Origin of the sequence: Pseudomonas sp. 18-147 (genome assembly GCF_051048045.1) — a bacterium.
Taxonomy (GTDB): Bacteria; Pseudomonadota; Gammaproteobacteria; order Pseudomonadales; family Pseudomonadaceae; genus Pseudomonas; species Pseudomonas aeruginosa.
In genome coordinates this window covers 4468917-4488103 of record NZ_CP182296.1, presented here as the reverse complement: position 1 = coordinate 4488103, position 19187 = coordinate 4468917, and the positions used below count along the sequence as shown (strand labels likewise).

Sequence of the window (19187 nt, the reverse complement as noted above, 5' to 3'; positions counted from 1 at the left end):
CGTTTCCGGCAAGGAGCTATCCATGAGTTTCAACATCGGCCTGAGCGGCATCCAGGCGGCCTCCAGCGGCCTGAACGTCACCGGCAACAACATCGCCAACGCCGGCACCGTAGGCTTCAAGCAATCCCGCGCGGAGTTCGCCGACGTCTACGCCGCCTCGGTGCTGGGTTCGGGCAGCAACCCGCAGGGCAGCGGCGTGCTGCTCTCGGACGTCTCGCAGATGTTCAAGCAGGGCAACATCGACTCGACCAACAGCGTGCTGGACCTGGCCATCAACGGCAACGGCTTCTTCGTCACCAGCAACAACGGGGCGATCAGCTACACCCGCGCCGGCTACTTCAATACCGACAAGCAGGATTTCATCGTCGACAACAACGGCTACCGCCTGCAGGGCTATGCCGTCGGGCCGAACGGCCAGTTGCAGAACGGCGTGGTCACCGACCTCAAGGTCGAGCGCGCCAATCAGGCGCCGCAGGCCACCTCGAGCATCCAGCAGTCGTACAACCTCAACTCGACGCTGAAGCCGCCGACCGTGACGCCGTTCGATCCGTCCGACGCCGCTACCTACAACTCGTCCTCTTCGCTGGGCATCTATGACAGCCAGGGCAACTCCCACACCATGAGCCAGTTCTTCATCAAGAACGAGCCGGACCCGAATGCGACCCCGCCGATTCCGGAGAACAGCTGGACCATGAAAGTGCTGATCGACGGCGTCAATCCGCTCGATCCGTCGAACAAGACGCCGATGAGCTTCAACGTCACCTTCGACGCCAGCGGCCAGATGACCTCGGTTCGGGCGCCGGACGGCAGCACCAGCGGGCCGGGCTTCAGCATCGACGCGACCACCAACGTGATCCAGTTCAGTCCGGCCACCGGCAATCCGCCGACTCCCGGCACCGGCTGGATTCCGGCGGCCTCGGACGGCAAGACCCCGCCGACCTACGCCTGGAATGGCGCGACCGGTGCCGCCAGCGGCATCTCCTTCGACATGCGCAAGACCACCCAGTACTCCACCGCGTTCGCCCAGAGCAACCCGATCCAGGACGGCTACACCACCGGTCAGCTGGCAGGCCTGGAAATCGACGACACCGGGGTGATCTTCGCCCGCTACACCAATGGCCAGTCCAAGGTGCAGGGCCAGGTGGTGCTGGCGAACTTCGCCAACATCCAGGGCCTGACGCCGATCGGCAAGACCTCCTGGGTGCAGTCCGCGGAGTCCGGCGAGCCGGCGGTCGGCGCGCCGCGCTCGGGCACCCTGGGGGCGTTGCAATCCGGCGCGCTGGAAGCGTCCAACGTGGACATCTCCAACGAACTGGTGAACCTCATCGTCCACCAGCGCAACTACCAGGCCAATGCCAAGACCATCCAGACCGAGGATGCGGTGACCCAGACCATCATCAACCTGCGCTGATGACGGCGTGCCGGTGCCGTCCGGGCACCGGCAAGGCCCTTGCCGCCAGCGGCAACCCCTGGCCAGGGGTTGCCCCCGAAGCCTCCGAAAGGAGGCTTTCTGTTTTATAAAATCCTTTTAAATCAATGTATTAATTGTTTTTTCGAATTCTGGCACGGCGCTTGCTGGATAACCTGCAAGAAAGCCCGGCGGATTGTGCCGGTGCCTGGAGGATTCGATGGACAAGATGCTGTACGTCTCCATGAGCGGGGCCAGCCAGAACACCCTGGCGATGCGTGCTCATGCCAACAACCTGGCGAACATCTCGACCAGCGGCTTTCGTCGCGACTTCGAGCAGGCGCGTTCGATGCAGGTGTTCGGCGACAGCTTCCCGGCGCGGGTATTCGCCATGAGCGAGCGGCCCGGTACCGATTTCAGCCATGGCAGCCTCCAGGAAACCGGCAACGAGCTGGACATCGCCATCGACGGCGACGGCTTCGTCGCGGTCCAGGCGCCGGATGGCAGCGAGGCCTACGTGCGTACCGCCGGCATGCATATCGACGCCCTCGGCATGCTGCGCACCGGCGACGGCTTGCCGGTGCTCGGCAACGGTGGGCCGATCGCCGTGCCGCCGGAGGAAAAGGTGGAGATCGGCCAGGACGGCACCATCAGCATCCGCGCCCTTGGCGAGAACCCCAACGTGGTCGCCGTGGTGGACCGGATCAAACTGGTCAACCCGAACCTGAAGCAGATGGAGAAGGGTACCGACGGCCTGCTGCACTACAAGCCGCAGCCGGGCGAGCAGGCGCCGCTGGCCGACGCCAACGTGAAGGTGGTCTCCGGTTTCCTGGAAAGCAGCAACGTGAACGCGGTGGAAGAGATGACCGCGATCCTCTCGCTGTCCCGTCAATTCGAGCTGCACGTGAAGATGATGCGCACCGCCGAGGACGATTCGGCGGCCATGGCGCGGGTTTTGCAAATCAGCTAATCACTTGAGCGTGGTGCCATAAAACCGGCACCCGAGGAGCACGACGATGTTATCGGCACTGTGGGTCAGCAAGACCGGTCTGTCCGCCCAGGACATGAACCTGACCACCATTTCCAACAACCTGGCCAACGTATCCACCACCGGCTTCAAGCGCGACCGCGCGGAGTTCCAGGACCTGCTGTACCAGATCCGGCGCCAGCCGGGCGGCCAGTCGACCCAGGACAGCGAGCTGCCTTCGGGCCTGCAACTGGGTACCGGTGTGCGCGTCGTCGGCACCCAGAAGATCTTCACCCCGGGCAGCCTGCAGACCACCGAGCAGCCGCTGGACATGGCGGTCAACGGGCGCGGCTTCTTCCAGGTCCTGCTGCCGGACGGCACCGTGTCCTACACCCGCGACGGCAGCTTCCACCTGAACTCCGACGGGCAGATCGTCACCTCCAACGGCTTCGCCCTGGAGCCAGCGATCGTGGTGCCCAACGAGACCCAGACCTTCACCGTCGGCCAGGACGGCACCGTCTCGGTGACCACCACCGGCAACGCCCAGCCGCAGGTGATCGGCAACATCCAGACCGCCGACTTCATCAACCCGGCCGGCCTGCAGGCCATCGGCAACAACCTGTTCCTGGAAACCGGCTCCAGCGGCGCGCCGCAGGTCGGTACGCCGGGTCTCAACGGCCTCGGCACGGTTGCCCAGAACACCCTGGAAAACTCCAACGTCAACGTGGTCGAGGAACTGGTGAACATGATCACCACCCAGCGCGCCTACGAGATGAACTCCAAGGTCATCTCCACCGCCGACCAGATGTTGTCCTTCGTCACCCAGAATCTTTGACGGGCCCTGACCGGGCCCTGGCTGTACGCCGCGAGGTAGCTTGATATGAACCGGCTGATGATCGTCTCCCTGCTTGGCATCGCCACCGCCCTGGGCGGTTGCGTCAATCCACCGCCGAAGCCGAACGATCCGTACTACGCGCCGGTGCTGCCGCGCACCCCGCTGCCCGCCGCGCAGAACAACGGCGCGATCTACCAGGCCGGCTTCGAGCAGAACCTCTACGACGACCGCAAGGCCTTCCGCGTGGGCGACATCATTACCATCACCCTCAACGAGAAGACCCAGGCGAGCAAGAAAGCCAACTCCGATATCCAGAAGGACAGCAAGACCAAGATGGGGCTGACCTCGCTGTTCGGTAGCGGCATGACCACCAACAACCCGATCGGCGGCGGCGACCTCAGCCTCAGCGCCGAATACGGCGGCTCGCGCGACGCCAAGGGCGATAGCCAGGCGGGGCAGAGCAACAGCCTGACCGGCTCGATCACCGTGACCGTGGCCGAGGTGCTGCCCAACGGCATCCTCTCCGTGCGCGGCGAGAAGTGGATGACCCTGAACACCGGCAACGAGCTGGTGCGCATCGCCGGCCTGGTCCGCGCCGACGATATCGCCACCGACAACACCGTGTCCTCGACCCGCGTGGCCGACGCCCGGATCACCTACTCCGGCACCGGCGCCTTCGCCGATGCCAGTCAGCCGGGCTGGCTGGACCGCTTCTTCCTCAGCCCGCTGTGGCCGTTCTGAGGACGCTCGCGATGACCAAGTTCAAGCACCTGCTGGCCCTCGCCGCGCTGCTCCTGGCCGCCGGCGCGGCCCAGGCCGAGCGGTTGAAGGATATCGCCAGCATCCAGGGCGTGCGGACCAACCAGTTGATCGGCTATGGCCTGGTGGTCGGCCTGAGCGGCAGCGGCGACCAGACCACGCAGACGCCGTTCACCCTGCAGACCTTCAACAACATGCTGGCGCAGTTCGGCATCAAGGTGCCGGCCAACGTCGGCAACGTGCAGTTGAAGAACGTCGCCGCGGTATCGGTGCATGCCGACCTGCCGCCGTTCGCCAAGCCGGGCCAGCCGATCGACGTCACCGTGTCGTCCATCGGCAACGCCAAGAGCCTGCGCGGCGGCAGCCTGCTGATGACTCCGCTGAAAGGTATCGACGGCCAGGTCTACGCGGTCGCCCAGGGCAACCTGGTGGTCGGCGGCTTCGACGCCGAAGGCCGCGACGGCTCGAAGATCACCGTCAACGTACCGTCCGCCGGACGTATCCCGGCCGGCGCCACCGTCGAACGCGCGGTGCCGAGCGGCTTCGACCAGGGCAACAGCCTGACGCTGAACCTCAACCGCCCGGACTTCACCACTGCCAAGCGCATCGTCGACCGCATCAACGAACTGCTCGGTCCGGGCGTCGCCCATGCGGTGGACGGCGGCTCGGTGCGGGTCAGCGCGCCGCTCGACCCGAACCAGCGGGTCGACTACCTGTCGATCCTGGAGAACCTCGACGTGCAGCCGGGCGAGGCGGTGGCCAAGGTCATCATCAATTCGCGCACCGGCACCATCGTCATCGGCCAGAACGTCAAGGTATCGCCGGCCGCCGTCACCCACGGCAGCCTGACCGTGAGCATCACCGAGGACCCGATCGTCAGCCAGCCCGGTGCCTTCTCCAACGGCCAGACTGCGGTGGTGCCACGCTCGCGGGTGAACGCCGAGGAGGAGACCAAGCCGATGTTCAAGTTCGGTCCCGGCACCACCCTGGACGACATCGTCCGCGCGGTGAACCAGGTCGGCGCCGCGCCGAGCGACCTGATGGCGATCCTCGAAGCCCTGAAGCAGGCCGGCGCGTTGCAGGCCGACTTGATCGTGATCTGAGGACGACGCCATGGATTCCCGTTTGCTCAGCGGTATCGGCGCAGGCCCCGACAGCGGCTCCTATACCGATCTCAACCGCCTCAACCAGCTCAAGGTCGGCAAGGACCGCGACGGCGAGGCGAACATCCGCAAGGTCGCCCAGGAATTCGAATCGCTGTTCCTCAACGAGATGCTCAAATCCATGCGTTCGGCCAACGAAGCGCTGGGCGACGGCAATTTCATGAACAGCCAGACCACCAAGCAGTACCAGGACATGTACGACCAGCAACTGTCGGTGAGCCTGTCGAAGAATGCCGGCGGCATCGGCCTGGCCGACGTGCTGGTGCGCCAGTTGTCGAAGATGAAGCAAGGCTCCAGGGGCAACGGCGAAAACCCGTTCGCCCGGGTCGCCGAGAACGGCGCCGGTCGCTGGCCGAGCAACCCCAGCGCGCAGGCCGGCAAGGCCCTGCCGATGCCGGAAGCCGGCCGCGACGACTCGAAGCTGCTCAACCAGAGGCGCCTGGCGCTGCCGGGCAAGCTGGCCGAGCGCATGCTCGCCGGCATCGTTCCCTCCGCCTCGCCGGCCGCCAGCCAGATGCAGAGCCTGGGCCAGGACAGCTACCTGCCGGCGCAGAGCTACCCGGCGGCGAGCCGCCGCGGTTTCTCCACCGATGGCGTCGACAGCCAGGGCAGCCGGCGCATCGCCCAGCCGCCGCTGGCCAGGGGCAAGTCGATGTTCGCCTCGGCCGACGAGTTCATCGCCACCATGCTGCCGATGGCCCAGAAGGCCGCCGAGCGGATCGGCGTCGATGCCCGCTACCTGGTGGCCCAGGCCGCGCTGGAGACCGGCTGGGGCAAATCGATCATCCGCCAGCAGGATGGCGGCAGCAGCCACAACCTGTTCGGCATCAAGACCGGCAGCCGCTGGGATGGTGCCTCGGCGCGCGCTCTCACCACCGAATACGAAGGCGGCAAGGCGGTCAAGGAGGTCGCGGCGTTCCGCTCCTACTCGTCGTTCGAGCAGAGCTTCCACGACTACGTCAGCTTCCTCCAGGGCAACGACCGCTACCAGAACGCCCTGGACAGCGCCGCCAACCCCGAGCGCTTCATGCAGGAACTGCAGCGCGCCGGCTACGCCACCGATCCGCAGTACGCCCGCAAGGTGGCGCAGATCGCCAGACAGATGCAGACCTACCAGGCCGTCGCCGCCGCCGGCACGCCGCCTCTGGGTTGAGCAAGGAGGAACTGACCCATGTCCGACCTACTCTCGATAGGCCTGTCCGGCCTCGGCACCAGCCAGACCTGGCTGACCATCACCGGGCACAACATCACCAACGTCAAGACGCCGGGCTACAGCCGCCAGGATGCCATCCAGCAGACCCAGGTCCCGCAGTTCAGCGGTGCCGGCTACATGGGCTCGGGCAGCCAGATCGTCGACGTGCGCCGCCTGGCCAGTGACTTCCTCACCGGCCAGTTGCGCAACGCCACCAGCCAGAACAGCGAGTTGAGCGCTTTCCTGGGCCAGATCGACCAGCTCAACTCGCTGCTGGCGGATAACACCACCGGGGTCAGCCCGGCGATGCAGCGTTTCTTTTCCGCCTTGCAGACCGCTGCGCAGAACCCGTCCTCGACCGAGGCGCGCGAGGCGGTGCTGGCCCAGGCGCAGGGCCTGAGCAAGACCTTCAATACCCTCTACGACCAACTGGACAAGCAGAACAGCCTGATCAACCAGCAGTTGGGTGCCCTGACCTCGCAGGTGAACAATCTCAGCCAGAGCGTGGCCGAGTACAACGATGCCATCGCCAAGGCGAAATCCGCCGGGGCCGTGCCCAACGATCTGCTGGACGCGCGCGACGAAGCGGTGCGCAAGCTCTCCGAGATGGTCGGCGTGACCGCGGTCACCCAGGACGACAACAGCGTCAGCCTGTTCATCGGCAGCGGCCAGCCGCTGGTGGTGGGCAATACCGTTTCGACGCTGAGCGTGGTGCCGGGGCTGGACGACCCGACCCGCTACCAGGTGCAGCTCACGCTTGGCGACTCCACGCAAAACGTGACCCGGTTGGTCTCCGGCGGGCAGATGGGCGGCCTGCTGGCGTATCGCGATACCGTCCTGGATAGCTCCTACAACAAGCTCGGCCAACTTGCGCTGACCTTCGCCGATACCGTCAACAAGCAACTGGGGCAGGGCCTGGACCTGGCGGGCAAGGCCGGCGCCAACCTGTTCGGCGACATCAACGATCCGGACATCACGGCGCTGCGGGTCCTGGCGAAGAACGGCAACACCGGCAATGTCCACGCCAACCTGAACATCACCGATACCAGCAAGCTGAATTCCAGCGATTTCCGCCTGGACTTCGACGGCACCAATTTCACCGCGCGGCGCCTGGGCGACGACGCAAGCATGCAGGTCACGGTCAGCGGTACCGGTCCCTACACCCTCTCGTTCAAGGATGCCAACGGCGTCGACCAGGGCTTCAGCGTGACCCTCGACCAACTGCCGGCCGCGGGCGACCGCTTCACCCTGCAGCCGACCCGGCGCGGCGCCAGCGATATCGAGACAACCCTGAAGAACGCTTCGCAACTGGCTTTCGCCGGGTCCGCTCGCGCCGAGGCGACCACCAACAACCGCGGCAGCGGCGCCATCGGCCAGCCGAACCTGGTCGGCGGACCGTCGCCGATCGATCCGGCGGTTCTGCAGAACGCCTTCGGCGCCAATGGTCTGCCGCTGAGCGCGACGGTCAGCGCGGATGGCAAGACCTACACCATGACCTCGCCGCTGCCGGCCGGTTGGAGTTATGTCGACAAGGACGGCAACGCGCTGCCCGGCAGTCCGACGCTGAACAGCGGTACCAGCAACAGCGTGCGCATGGCCTATACCGATCCGGGCAGCGGCCAGACCTATACCTACGAGTTCAACCTGTCCAACGTGCCGCAGACTGGCGACAGTTTCACCCTGAGCTTCAACAAGGACGGCATTTCGGACAACCGCAACGCCCTCAACCTGAATGCCTTGCAGACCAAGCCGACGGTGGGCGGTACCGGCAGCACGGGGTCTACCTACAACGACGCCTACGGTGGGCTGGTGGAGCGGGTCGGCACCCTGACCGCCCAGGCGCGCGCCAGCGCCGACGCCTCGCAGACCGTGCTCAAGCAGGCGCAGGACAGCCGCGACTCGCTGTCCGGGGTGAGCCTCGACGAAGAGGCGGCCAACCTGATCCAGTTCCAGCAGTACTACAGCGCGTCGGCCCAGGTCATTCAAGTTGCCCGCTCGCTGTTCGATACCCTGATAGGCGCGTTCCGCTGAGCGCCTTAACCGAGAGACCGTCGTCATGCGCATTTCAACGATCCAGGCTTTCAACAACTCGGTCAGTGGCATCTCCCGCAACTATGCCGACCTGACGCGCACCCAGGCCGAAATCAGTGCCGGCAAGCGCCTGCTGACCCCGGCCGACGACCCGGTCGGCGCCGTCCGGCTGCTTCAGCTGAACCAGGAGCAGGCGCTCAACAGTCAGTACAAATCGGGCATCACGGCAGCGAAGAACAGCCTGCAGCAGGAGGAGACCATCCTCAATTCGGTCGGCACGGTCATCCATCGTATCCGCGAGATCGCCGTGCAGGCCGGCAACGGCGGCCTCGACGCCTCGGACAAGAACGCGCTGGCCACCGAACTGGCGCAGCGCGAGGACGAACTGCTGAACCTGCTCAACAGCCGCGACGCCAGCGGCAAGTACCTGTTCTCCGGCAGCCAGGGCGATACCCAGCCGTTCGTTCGCAACCCGGACGGTACCTACTCCTACAACGGCGACGAAGGCCAGCGTGAGGTACAGATCGCCAGCAGCACCTTCATTGCCATCAGCGACAACGGCAAGATCCTTTTCGAAAGCGGCAGCAACGCCAACCGGGTCTCCACCGGCAAGGACGCCGCAGGCCTGGACGCCAGCGGCAACCCCAGCGACAGCAGCATCTCCCTGGGCCTGGTGACGGACAAGGAAGCCTACGACACGGTGTTCCCGTCGAGCACGCCACCGCTGGCCAGCGATGGCGTCGGTATCCACTTCACCGACGCGAAGAACTACGTGGTCTACGACCTCAAGACGATCCCGCCGGGCTACGACTGGAGCACCAGCGACCCCAACCCGCCGAGCTTCGCCACGCTCGCCAGCGGCAAGATCGACGACAACGCCCAGACCAGCGACTTCATCACCTTCGGCGGCGTCAAGGTACAGATCGACGGCGAGCCGCAGGGCGGCGACACCTTCAGTATCAAGCGCCAGCCGGACCAGGAAAAGCGCAGCTTGCTCAATACCGTGTCGGACTTGCGCAAGGCCCTGCTCAGCGCCGAGGACACGCCGGCTGGAAACCTGGCTATCCGCGACGCGGTGGGGGTGGCGATCTCCAACCTGGACTCTTCGAACTCGCAGATCCTCACGGGCCAGGGACGCATCGGCGCGCGGATGAACGTCGCCGAATCTACGGAAACCTTCATCGACGACGTGACCCTGGTGAATACCGCCGTGATCTCGCAGATCCAGGATCTGGACTACCCTGAAGCGCTGTCACGGCTGACCCTGCAATCCACCATCATGGATGCGGCGCAGCAGAGTTTCGTCAAGATTCGCGGCTTGAGCCTGTTCAACTACCTGAGTTAAGCGGATGACAAGCGATAGCCCTGTAGGGGCGCGGAGTCGACAGCAGGCTACGGAATGACCGACAAACAACGGATAAAGGGCAGGCCTGTCGCTATCGACTACGAAAGCACGCTGGCTTTCTTCGAAGGTCGGGCCGCCCGCGAATATCGCAATGCCCTGAGTTCGACGATGTATCAGGACCAGCAGCCGGAACTGGTCGAGGAGCGCGATCGGCGCGAGAAACTGCGCGTCGCTCCGGGACTCGCCCTCGGTATGGCCCGGCGGGTCCTCGACATCGGCTGCGGTATCGGGCGCTGGGGCTGGCTGCTGGCCGAGGAAGCGCCGCAGGCCGATTACCTGGGCATCGACTTCTCCGCCGCGCTGGTGGAGAAAGCCTGCGACGAGGCACGGCAGCGCGGCTACGAGCGGCTGCTTTTCCAGCGGATGTCGGCGACCGACATCCGTCCCGCCGAGCTGGCGCTCAGTCCTCCCTACGACCTGCTGCTGGTCTCGGGACTACTCATCTATCTCAACGACAGCGACTGCCAGGAACTGTTGCGCCAGGCGCTGCAGCTGTGCGCACCGGGCGGGCGGATCTACCTGCGCGAACCGGTAGCCGTGGAACAGCGCCTGACCCTGGATCGCTTCTTTTCGAAGGAACTTGAACACGAGTATTCGGCGGTCTATCGCACCGTCGCCGAACTCAAGGACATGCTCGTACAGGCCGGCGGAGGGGAAGGGCCTGCGATTCTCGAAGAGGACTGCCTGTTCGCCGAAGCGCTGGAAAAGCGTGTGGAGACCCGCCAGTACTTCATGATCCTGCAGCGACGGGGATGACTCTGTGCGCACTGCCTACTGCTTCGACCTGGATGGAACCCTGACCCGTCAGGAACTGTTGCCGCTGATCGCGTCGTCCGTCGGTCTCGAAGACGAGATCGAGGTGCTGACCCAGGCCACCATCGACGGTTTCCTGCCGTTCGACAAATCCTTCAAGCTGCGTGTCCGCTTGCTGCGCGACGCGAACCTGGAGTGGATCCACAGCGCCCTGCGTCAGCAGGTGGAGCTGGACCCGCATATCCAGGCGTTCATTTCCGCGCGCCCTCGGCAATGCTTCGTCGTGACCGGCAACCTGGACCTCTGGGTCGAGCCGGTGCTCGAACGCCTCGGAGTGCGCAGCTTCACCTCGCGGGCGCGGATGCGCGACGGACGTCTGGAGGGAGTCGAGGAGATCCTCCACAAGGGCGACGCGGTGACCTCCCTGCGCGGCGAGTTCGAGCGCATCGTCGCTGTCGGCGAAGGGATGAACGACGTGCCGATGTTCGAGGCCGCCGATCTGCGCGTGGCCTACGGCGGAGTGCATGTGCCGAACCGGGTGCTGACCGGCCTGAGCGATTTCGTGGTCCATGAAGGAGAAGCCCTGTGTCGCCTATTGAACATGCTGTGATCAGCGCGGCGGGCATCGGCTCTCGTCTGGGACTGAACAAACCCAAGTGCCTGGTCGAGGTTGGTGGCAAGACGCTGCTGGCCCAGCACCTCGAGCGCCTGGCGGAGATCCCGAACGTCTGGGTCGTGGTGGGGTTCCAGGAGGAACTGGTCATCGAGCAGGTGCGCAACCTGCGCAGGGACGCGATCATCGTGCGCAACCCCGATTTCGACCGAACCAATACCTTGCAGAGCATCCACCGGGTTTCGCGCTATCTCGACCGGCGCTTCCTCGCCGTGGATGGCGACACCTTCATCGAGAATCGCTCGTTCGAACGCTTTCTCCGCGCTGCCGCCGGGCAGGCGGGCCTGATCGGCGTCTCGCGCTACACCACCAGCGATGGCGTGCGCGTTCTGCTGGACGCGGGTGGCGAGGCGGTCACCGCTTTCACCCGCGAGCCGCAGCACGCCTACGAATGGACGGGTATCGCGATTCTCCGGCCGGACATGGTGGTGGACCGGCCGATATACGTGTACCAGGCGCTCGAACCGTACCTGCCGCTGCCCGCGCAGGAACTCGACGCCTTCGACATCGATACCGCCAGCGACCTGGATATGGCGCGGCGCGTGCACCTGAATAACTGGAACCTGAATGATTGAGGACAGCGTGAGCGAACCCGGCCGGCGCGACGGCGGGGATGCCGGGAAGCGATTGGCCTGGCTGCAGCGGCAGGTCTTGCCGGTGCTGGAGGAGGGGGACGCGGTCTGGGTTTCCGGGCTGGACGGCGCGCCGTTCGCCGGGGGCGCACACAAGGTCGTCGAGGCTTCCGTCGCTGGCGAGCTGCCTGGCAACGAGCGTTTCCGCCTGGCTTGCCTGGGCGGGGCGGTGGGAGGCGTGGCGGACGACTGGCAGGCCATGCGCCTGCTCCTGCGCGCGGTGGAGAGCCTGGAGGATCGCGGCTGGCTGCTGCTGGAGGAGGCTCTCTCGGTATGCGCCGCAGGCGCTTGCCGGAGTCCCCAGGCGCAGGCCCGCCTGGCGCTTTCCCTGGGCTTGCGGCAGGTCGCGGAACTGCGCCTGGGCGCGCCGGACGACGGCGGACGCCAGCGGGTGCTGCAACTGTTCCGGCAGGACCTGGCGGTTGCGCGCATGCAGCGCTACTCGGGCCTGAGGGTCGCCTGTTACGGCAACATGCCTTTCCACTACCGCTCGTTGCGTCCTTTGGCCGAGTGTTTCGAGGACAGCCTCCTGAGCCTCGACATCGATGAAGTCATGGCCTGGAAACCGGACGTGATAGCGGTGGCCGACGGCTGGTCGGTGGAGTTCTGGCGCGACTACTGCGATGCGCACAACGTATTGCTGGTCGGCATGCGCCATGGCTCGGTCACCCGCTACGGATTCGCCGAGGGCACCTACCGCTACGCCGACTATCTGTGCGGCAGCGCCTGGGACATCGACGACACCCTGGCTTCCTCGGTGATGCCGCGCAACGGTTTCCTGCTGACCGGCAACGCCTGGTGCGACGAGGTGTTCCGGCTGCCCGCGAGAACCCCGGCGGAGAACGCGCCGACCATCCTCTTCGCCCCCACCTACAACCCCGAGATCAGCGCCGCCGTCCACCTCGGCGAGCGTGTGGTGGCATTGATCCGCAAGGTCTATCCCGCGTCGCGGATCATCATCAAGCCGCATCCCGCCATCGTCCAGCACGAACATGCGTTCGTCAGCGACAAGGATCTGTTCCGCGACCTCATGAAGCTCTGGCGCGAACAGTCACGCACGGACCCGCTGGTCACTCTGGTGGACGACCCCGAGGCGAGCATCGCGGCCAGCTTCGCCGAAGCCGACATTCTGCTGGCGGACCGTTCTTCGCTGATCTTCGAGTTCATGACGCTCGACCGACCGATCCTGCTGTTCTCCCGCGAACAGCGGATCGCCCGCTGGGCCTACAACCCGGAGGCTCCAGGGAACGCCTGGCGCGATATCGGACTGGAGTTCGCCGACGACGAGCAACTGCTCGACCTGCTGGCCAATGCCTTTACCCGGCACGCGGAGAGTCGCGATACCCAGGAGAACCGCACGCAGCAGCTGTACGGCCGGTTTCGCGACGGACGCAGCGTCCAGAGGGTCGCCGCAGCGATCGCCGAGGCGCCGCGCTTGCAGATCGTGCTCGACGCGCGGGCCGCTGCGGATGGCGGGCAGCGCCTGGCCGAACATTATGCGGCCTGCTTCGCCCATCGCCGTATCGACCTGATCGCTCCGTCCGGCGCGGCATTGCCGGCCGACGTGCGGCGCTTCGATTCGTGGCGGGCCTGGTGCGACGCGGAGGCTGCCACGCTCGAACGCAGGGCTTCGGCGGTGCTTCTGGTGGAAGACGACGGCCAGTTGCTGCCGGGCAGCGCGCATCAGGTAAGCGCGCTCCTGCCGGCCATCGCCATGGGCCAGTTGCGGCATGCCCGGCTGGCGTTGGAGGAGCGCGAGGCCGGGCCCGCTGGCGAAACCGACTGGAGCGCCCGCCGCCTGCACAGGTTGCTCGCGCGCCTGCAGCCGAAGCCGGCCTGGCGTCTGCTGGCGCCCGCGCTGTTGCGCGAGGAACTGGCCGACCTGCCGGACGAAGCGGAGCAGCCGTTGTGGCTGCGCGCCGTGGCGGCAGCCGAGGCGCCGGTCGAATGGCCCGTCGGGCAGTTGAACCTGTTCGCCGAAGAGGGACTGTTGCGCCAGGGCGACGTGCATATGCTCTGCGCGCGCGCTCGGCTGCGCGCGGTTCCTTGCGTGTCGGGCCTGCCGCTGCGCCAGCGCCAGGTCGTCCTGCAGGTCACGCCCTTCGCCAGCCAGCTTTACGACCGTTTCCCGTTCCAGTTGCGCGTGTGCCTTAACGGCCAGCTCTTCAGCCGCGTGAGCGTCGAGGACGCGCGAGCGAAGTCGCTGGTCCTGCCGTTCCGGGGTGACGAACGCGGTGGCATGACGATCGAACTGGAGTGCGACGGCAGCTATCCGGCTTTCGAAGGCGTTTCCACGCCGGTCTCCCTGCTGCTCCAGACCGCGTTCCAGCCGGCGCCGGGAGACTATTGCGCGGCCCTCGCGGCCGGCGCAGCGAGCCCGGAGGCGGGGGAGGACTTCCGCAGCGAATACGAGACCTGGCTGCACGGGCGCGAAGTGGAGCCGGCCCGCTACCGTCCCTTCATCGACGCTTTGCGACGCGACTCGCGGATCGAAGTCCTGGTGCTTGCCGAGGAGGCCGAGGACGCAGACCTGCAGCGCAGCCTGGCGAGCATCGACGGCCAGGCCTTGCCGGCCTGGCGCACGCGGATACTGGGCAGAGCCCCGGCGTTCGCGCGCAAGGGCCTGGCGTGGCTGGCCGAGGGTGGTTCCGCCGCCGAGCGGATCAACCTGGCGGCGGCCGCCAGCGACGCCGACTGGCTGATCGTCATCCATGCCGGAGACGAACTGGCGCGTTCCGCGTTGCTCCTGCTGGCGGAAAAGATCCGTACGGAAACCGCGCTGCTGTGCTGCTACAGCGATGAAGACCATGTGTGCGACGGACGCTACGAGGCACCGTTGCTGAAGCCCGACTTCAACCTCGACCTTCTGCGCAGCTACCCCTACTGCGGTCGTTCCCTGGCCTTCCAGCGTGCCGCCTTGCTGGCGCAGGGCGGCTTGCAGGAAGGCTTCGGCGATCTGGCGTTGCAGGACTTCATGTTCCGCCTGGCGGAGCGGGAGGGCCTGGATCGTATCGGCCATCTCGCCGAGGTCCTCTACCACAGCGCTCGCGCCTTCGGAGAATGGCTGGCGAGCGCCGCCGTGCGCCCGTTCATCGCGAGCGTGGTCGACGAGCACCTGAACCGCCTCGGGGTTCCGCACCGGATCGAGCCGGGCCGGCTGGCGGTGATCAACCGCATCGCCTACGACTATCCGGGGACGCCGGCAGTGTCCCTGCTGCTTCCCGTGGGAGACAGCCTGAGCGCTCTCCAGCGCAGCGTGGAAAGCTTCCTGGAGAACACCGACTACCCGTCCTACGAATTGCTGCTGGTCGCCTCCGGCCCGCTGGCGCCCGACATGGCCGCCTGGCTGGAGGCGGTCCAGGGACTGGGGAGCGAGCAGATCCGGGTGCTCAGCCCGCAGGCTTCGAGCCTGGCCGGGTGCCTCAACCTCTGCGTGGCCGAGGCCCGAGGCGAATTCCTCCTGTCGTTGGGGGCGGGGGTCGTGGCCCTTCGTCCGGACTGGTTGCGCGAGTTGCTCAACCACGGCCGCCGCCCGGAGGTCGGGGCGGTCGGCGGCAAGCTCCTGGGCCTGGACGGAACGATTCGCGAGGCGGGCCTGGTGCTTGGCCTGGGCGGCACGGCGGGCCGCGCGTTCGCCGGCGAGGCGGGAGACAGCGCCGGCTACATGCATCGCCTGCTGGTCGTCCAGAATCACACGGCTCTGTCGGCTTCCTGCCTGTTGTTCAAGCGCTCGCTGCACGACGAACTCGGCGGCTTCGACGAGAACGACTTCGCTCATGGCCACGCCGACGTCGATTTCAGCCTGCGTGCCCGCCAGCTCGGCTACCTGTCGGTGTGGACGCCCTATGCAATCCTGGCCCAGAACGGAAACGTCGAGCTGCCTTCCGTGGAGGCCGATGAGTCGCTCTACCGGCGCTGGCTACCGGCATTGGCGCGGGATCCCGCGTACAACCGCAATCTCAGCCTGGAGGGGGCCGGGTTCGCCCTGGAGCGCCCCGAGGTACCGGCCTGGCAACCGCTGTTCGGACGGTCGCCGCTGCCGCGGGTCCTGGCGCATCCTGCCGATCCCTACGGTTGTGGCCACTATCGCGTGCGTCAGCCGTTCCGCGCGCTGCACGACGCCGGCCTGCTGGACGGCATGCTCAGCGAGTCGCTCCTGCAGCCGGTGGCGTTGGAGCGCCTGGAGGTCGACAGCGTGATTCTCCAGCGGCAGATCAGCGAAGAGCAGTTGCGGGCCATTTCCCGGATGCGGTCGTTCAACCGCGCCTTCCGGGTCTACGAACTGGACGACTATCTGCCCGAGCTGCCGCTGAAGAGCCTGCATCGGGCCGAGATGCCCGGCGACATTCGCCAGATCCTCGGTCGTGCCCTGGGCCTGGCGGACCGTTTCGTGGTCTCGACCGAACCGTTGGCGGAGGCATTCCGGCGCATGCACGGGGACATCCGGGTCGTGCCGAACCGCCTTCCGTTGCCCTGGTGGCGCGACCTTTCCAGTCGGCGCCGGGACGCAGAGCGGCCACGGGTCGGATGGGCCGGCGGGATCGGCCATGGCGGCGATCTCGAGGTGATCGCCGAGGTCGTGCGCGAGCTGGCGGACGAGGTGGACTGGGTGTTCTTCGGATTCTGCCCGGATGCCTTGCGTCCCTATGTGCGCGAATACCATCCGGGGGTGGAGATCGAACGCTATCCCGCCTACCTGGCCAGCCTCGACCTCGATCTCGCCCTGGCGCCGTTGGAGCAGAACCGCTTCAACGAGTGCAAGAGCAACCTGCGCCTCCTGGAGTACGGCGTGCTCGGCTTCCCGGTGATCTGCAGCGACGTGCTTTGCTATCGCGACAGTCTCCCGGTCACGCGGGTGAAGAACCGTTCCAGGGACTGGCTGGAGGCGATCCGCGCGCACCTGGCCGATGCAGACGCCAACGCCGCGGCCGGCGCGCAGTTGCGCGAGGCGGTGCGCCGCGACTGGATGCTCGAAGGCGCGCATCTCGAGGCATGGGCGGCAGCCTGGCTGCCGGACTGAATCCGGGGTTTTCTCGAACGAGGCCGGTGGCGCAAGCCATCGGCCTTTTTTCATGCCCGGCGTGCCCTGTTGCACGGGAGGGCTAAAGAAAATCGCCGGGGGGTCGATGCAATGGGTGTCGGAACTTCCACCCTCTGCCGGACCAACCGGGGGCGGTTTAGGACCGATATTGGCGAGTCCTCTTCGAAGCATGTAACCCACTGAAGAGGAAGAGAAAAAGAAAATGTTGATTTTTTCTCTAAAGCTCCGCCGGGAAACGCCGATAAACACCATGAACGCGAATTCTTGGGGCACCTGAGCAAGCAGGCCGAGAGATCGCAAGCTCAGGTAACCGAAATAGGTCCTTTGGAGGAAATCACCATGGCCCTTACAGTCAACACGAACATTGCTTCCCTGAACACTCAGCGCAACCTGAATGCTTCTTCCAACGACCTCAACACCTCGTTGCAGCGTCTGACCACCGGCTACCGCATCAACAGTGCCAAGGACGATGCTGCCGGCCTGCAGATCTCCAACCGCCTGTCCAACCAGATCAGCGGTCTGAACGTTGCCACCCGCAACGCCAACGACGGCATCTCCCTGGCGCAGACCGCTGAAGGTGCCCTGCAGCAGTCCACCAATATCCTGCAGCGTATCCGCGACCTGGCCCTGCAATCCGCCAACGGCTCCAACAGCGACGCCGACCGTGCCGCCCTGCAGAAAGAAGTCGCTGCGCAACAGGCCGAACTGACCCGTATCTCCGATACCACCACCTTCGGTGGCCGCAAGCTGCTCGACGGCTCCTTCGGCACCACCAGCTTCCAGGTCGGTTCCAACGCCTACGAGACCATTGACATCAGCCTGCAGAATGCCTCTGCCAGCGCCATCGGTTCTTACCAGGTCGGCAGCAACGGCGCGGGTACCGTCGCCAGCGTAGCGGGCACCGCGACCGCTTCGGGCATCGCCTCGGGCACCGTCAACCTGGTCGGTGGCGGTCAGGTGAAGAACATCGCCATCGCCGCCGGCGATAGCGCCAAGGCCATCGCCGAGAAGATGGACGGTGCGATCCCGAACCTGTCGGCTCGTGCCCGTACCGTGTTCACCGCTGATGTCAGCGGCGTGACCGGTGGTTCGCTGAACTTCGACGTAACCGTTGGCAGCAACACCGTGAGCCTGGCAGGCGTGACCTCCACTCAGGATCTGGCTGACCAACTGAACTCCAACTCGTCGAAGCTGGGCATCACTGCCAGCATCAACGACAAGGGTGTACTGACCATCACCTCCGCTACCGGCGAGAACGTCAAGTTCGGTGCGCAGACCGGTACCGCTGCTACCGGTCAGGTCGCAGTGAAGGTCCAGGGTTCCGACGGCAAGTTCGAAGCGGCCGCCAAGAACGTGGTAGCTGCCGGCGGTACTGCCGCTACCACCACCATCGTGACCGGCTACGTGCAACTGAACTCGCCGACCGCCTACTCGGTCAGCGGTACCGGCACCCAGGCTTCGCAGGTCTTCGGCAACGCCAGCGCCGCGCAGAAGAACAGCGTTGCCAGCGTCGACATCTCCACTGCCGACGGCGCCCAGAACGCCATCGCGGTAGTCGATAACGCCCTGGCTGCGATCGACGCCCAGCGTGCTGACCTCGGTGCTGTTCAGAACCGCTTCAAGAACACTATCGACAACCTGACCAACATCTCGGAAAACGCTACCAACGCTCGTAGCCGCATCAAGGACACCGACTTCGCTGCCGAAACCGCGGCGCTGTCGAAGAACCAGGTGCTGCAACAGGCCGGTACCGCGATCCTGGCCCAGGCCAACCAGCTGCCGCAGGCGGTCCTGAGCCTGCTGCGCTAAGCCCGGGAACGGTCACTCACGCGGTACTGGGAGGAAGGGGTGACCCTTCCTCCCTTTTCCCTTTGCGAGGCATGAGAAATGGACGTCGGAAATATCACTTCCCTTTCTACGTTCAAGACCGGCAGGGCCCCGGAGGCCAGCGGCGATATCTTTGCGCCGCGCAGCGCAGCGGATGGCAGCGGCAAACCGTTGCCGGAAGTGACGGCTTCCCGGGAGGCCAGCGAATCTCGCGATGACCTGGGGCTCGCCGTCAGCGACATCCAGTCTTTCGTGCAGAGCGTCAAGCGCAACTTGAACTTCAGCATCGACGACTCCTCTGGCCAGGTCGTGGTCAAGGTGATCGACGGTGACTCGGGCGAAGTCGTGCGGCAAATCCCTTCCGAAGAAGTACTAAAACTTGCCGCCCGGCTCGACGACGTACGCAGTGTCCTGTTCGAAACCCGCGCCTGACGCGCGGGTTGAACGACTTGGCATGGTGCTTGCCCTATCGAAGGGATAGGGCAGTACATGCACGGTTTT

The 19187-nt window shown here is 65.7% G+C and carries 14 protein-coding genes; all 14 read left to right on the top strand.

The genetic code is table 11. The features are described from left to right. The first annotated feature begins 22 nt into the window (after nt 1-22). Nucleotides 23-1411 carry a flagellar hook protein FlgE gene (flgE, locus tag ACM0M4_RS21185; RefSeq protein WP_003086405.1) on the top strand — a complete coding sequence of 463 codons (1389 nt, stop codon included), beginning with the start codon at nt 23-25 and terminating at the stop codon, nt 1409-1411. A gap of 217 nt (nt 1412-1628) precedes the next feature. Continuing rightward, a complete protein-coding gene (gene flgF, locus ACM0M4_RS21180; protein ID WP_003082159.1) occupies nt 1629-2378 on the top strand; it encodes a flagellar basal-body rod protein FlgF in 750 nt (249 codons plus the stop codon). A 46-nt stretch (nt 2379-2424) separates the two neighbouring features. Beyond that, nucleotides 2425-3210: a flagellar basal-body rod protein FlgG gene (flgG, locus tag ACM0M4_RS21175; RefSeq protein WP_003082164.1), complete on the top strand. Its 786-nt coding sequence runs from the start codon at nt 2425-2427 to the stop codon at nt 3208-3210. Between the two features lie 45 nt (nt 3211-3255). After that, nucleotides 3256-3951, top strand: a complete 696-nt coding sequence (flgH, locus tag ACM0M4_RS21170; protein WP_003082166.1) for a flagellar basal body L-ring protein FlgH — start codon at nt 3256-3258, stop codon at nt 3949-3951. 11 nt (nt 3952-3962) lie between these two features. Then, the gene (locus ACM0M4_RS21165; RefSeq protein WP_003082169.1) at nt 3963-5072 is read left to right on the top strand and encodes a flagellar basal body P-ring protein FlgI; all 1110 of its coding nucleotides are present in this window, start codon (nt 3963-3965) and stop codon (nt 5070-5072) included. A gap of 10 nt (nt 5073-5082) precedes the next feature. Beyond that, nucleotides 5083-6285 (top strand): flagellar assembly peptidoglycan hydrolase FlgJ, encoded by a 1203-nt coding sequence (gene flgJ, locus ACM0M4_RS21160; RefSeq protein WP_003116316.1) that lies wholly within the window; start codon nt 5083-5085, stop codon nt 6283-6285. Nucleotides 6286-6303: 18 nt separating this feature from the next. Then, nucleotides 6304-8355, top strand: a complete 2052-nt coding sequence (gene flgK, locus ACM0M4_RS21155) for a flagellar hook-associated protein FlgK (protein WP_003140599.1) — start codon at nt 6304-6306, stop codon at nt 8353-8355. 25 nt (nt 8356-8380) lie between these two features. Next, nucleotides 8381-9700, top strand: coding sequence for a flagellar hook-associated protein FlgL (flgL, locus tag ACM0M4_RS21150; protein WP_003111492.1), 1320 nt, complete (start codon nt 8381-8383; stop codon nt 9698-9700). 54 nt (nt 9701-9754) lie between these two features. Next, nucleotides 9755-10516, top strand: coding sequence for a class I SAM-dependent methyltransferase (locus tag ACM0M4_RS21145; protein WP_003082176.1), 762 nt, complete (start codon nt 9755-9757; stop codon nt 10514-10516). Between the two features lie 4 nt (nt 10517-10520). After that, nucleotides 10521-11123 carry an HAD-IB family phosphatase gene (locus tag ACM0M4_RS21140; protein ID WP_003082178.1) on the top strand — a complete coding sequence of 201 codons (603 nt, stop codon included), beginning with the start codon at nt 10521-10523 and terminating at the stop codon, nt 11121-11123. Then, a complete protein-coding gene (locus ACM0M4_RS21135) occupies nt 11099-11761 on the top strand; it encodes an NTP transferase domain-containing protein (RefSeq protein WP_003082180.1) in 663 nt (220 codons plus the stop codon). Before ACM0M4_RS21140 ends, ACM0M4_RS21135 begins: the two co-directional genes overlap by 25 nt. Next, nucleotides 11754-16838 carry a CDP-glycerol glycerophosphotransferase family protein gene (locus ACM0M4_RS21130; protein WP_023119943.1) on the top strand — a complete coding sequence of 1695 codons (5085 nt, stop codon included), beginning with the start codon at nt 11754-11756 and terminating at the stop codon, nt 16836-16838. Before ACM0M4_RS21135 ends, ACM0M4_RS21130 begins: the two co-directional genes overlap by 8 nt. Nucleotides 16839-17198: 360 nt before the next feature. Next, complete coding sequence (gene fliC / locus ACM0M4_RS21125; protein ID WP_115288841.1) at nt 17199-18668, top strand: B-type flagellin; 1470 nt, start codon at nt 17199-17201, stop codon at nt 18666-18668. 78 nt (nt 18669-18746) lie between these two features. Then, nucleotides 18747-19118 (top strand): flagellar protein FlaG, encoded by a 372-nt coding sequence (locus ACM0M4_RS21120; RefSeq protein ID WP_003082188.1) that lies wholly within the window; start codon nt 18747-18749, stop codon nt 19116-19118. Nucleotides 19119-19187 lie beyond the last annotated feature (69 nt).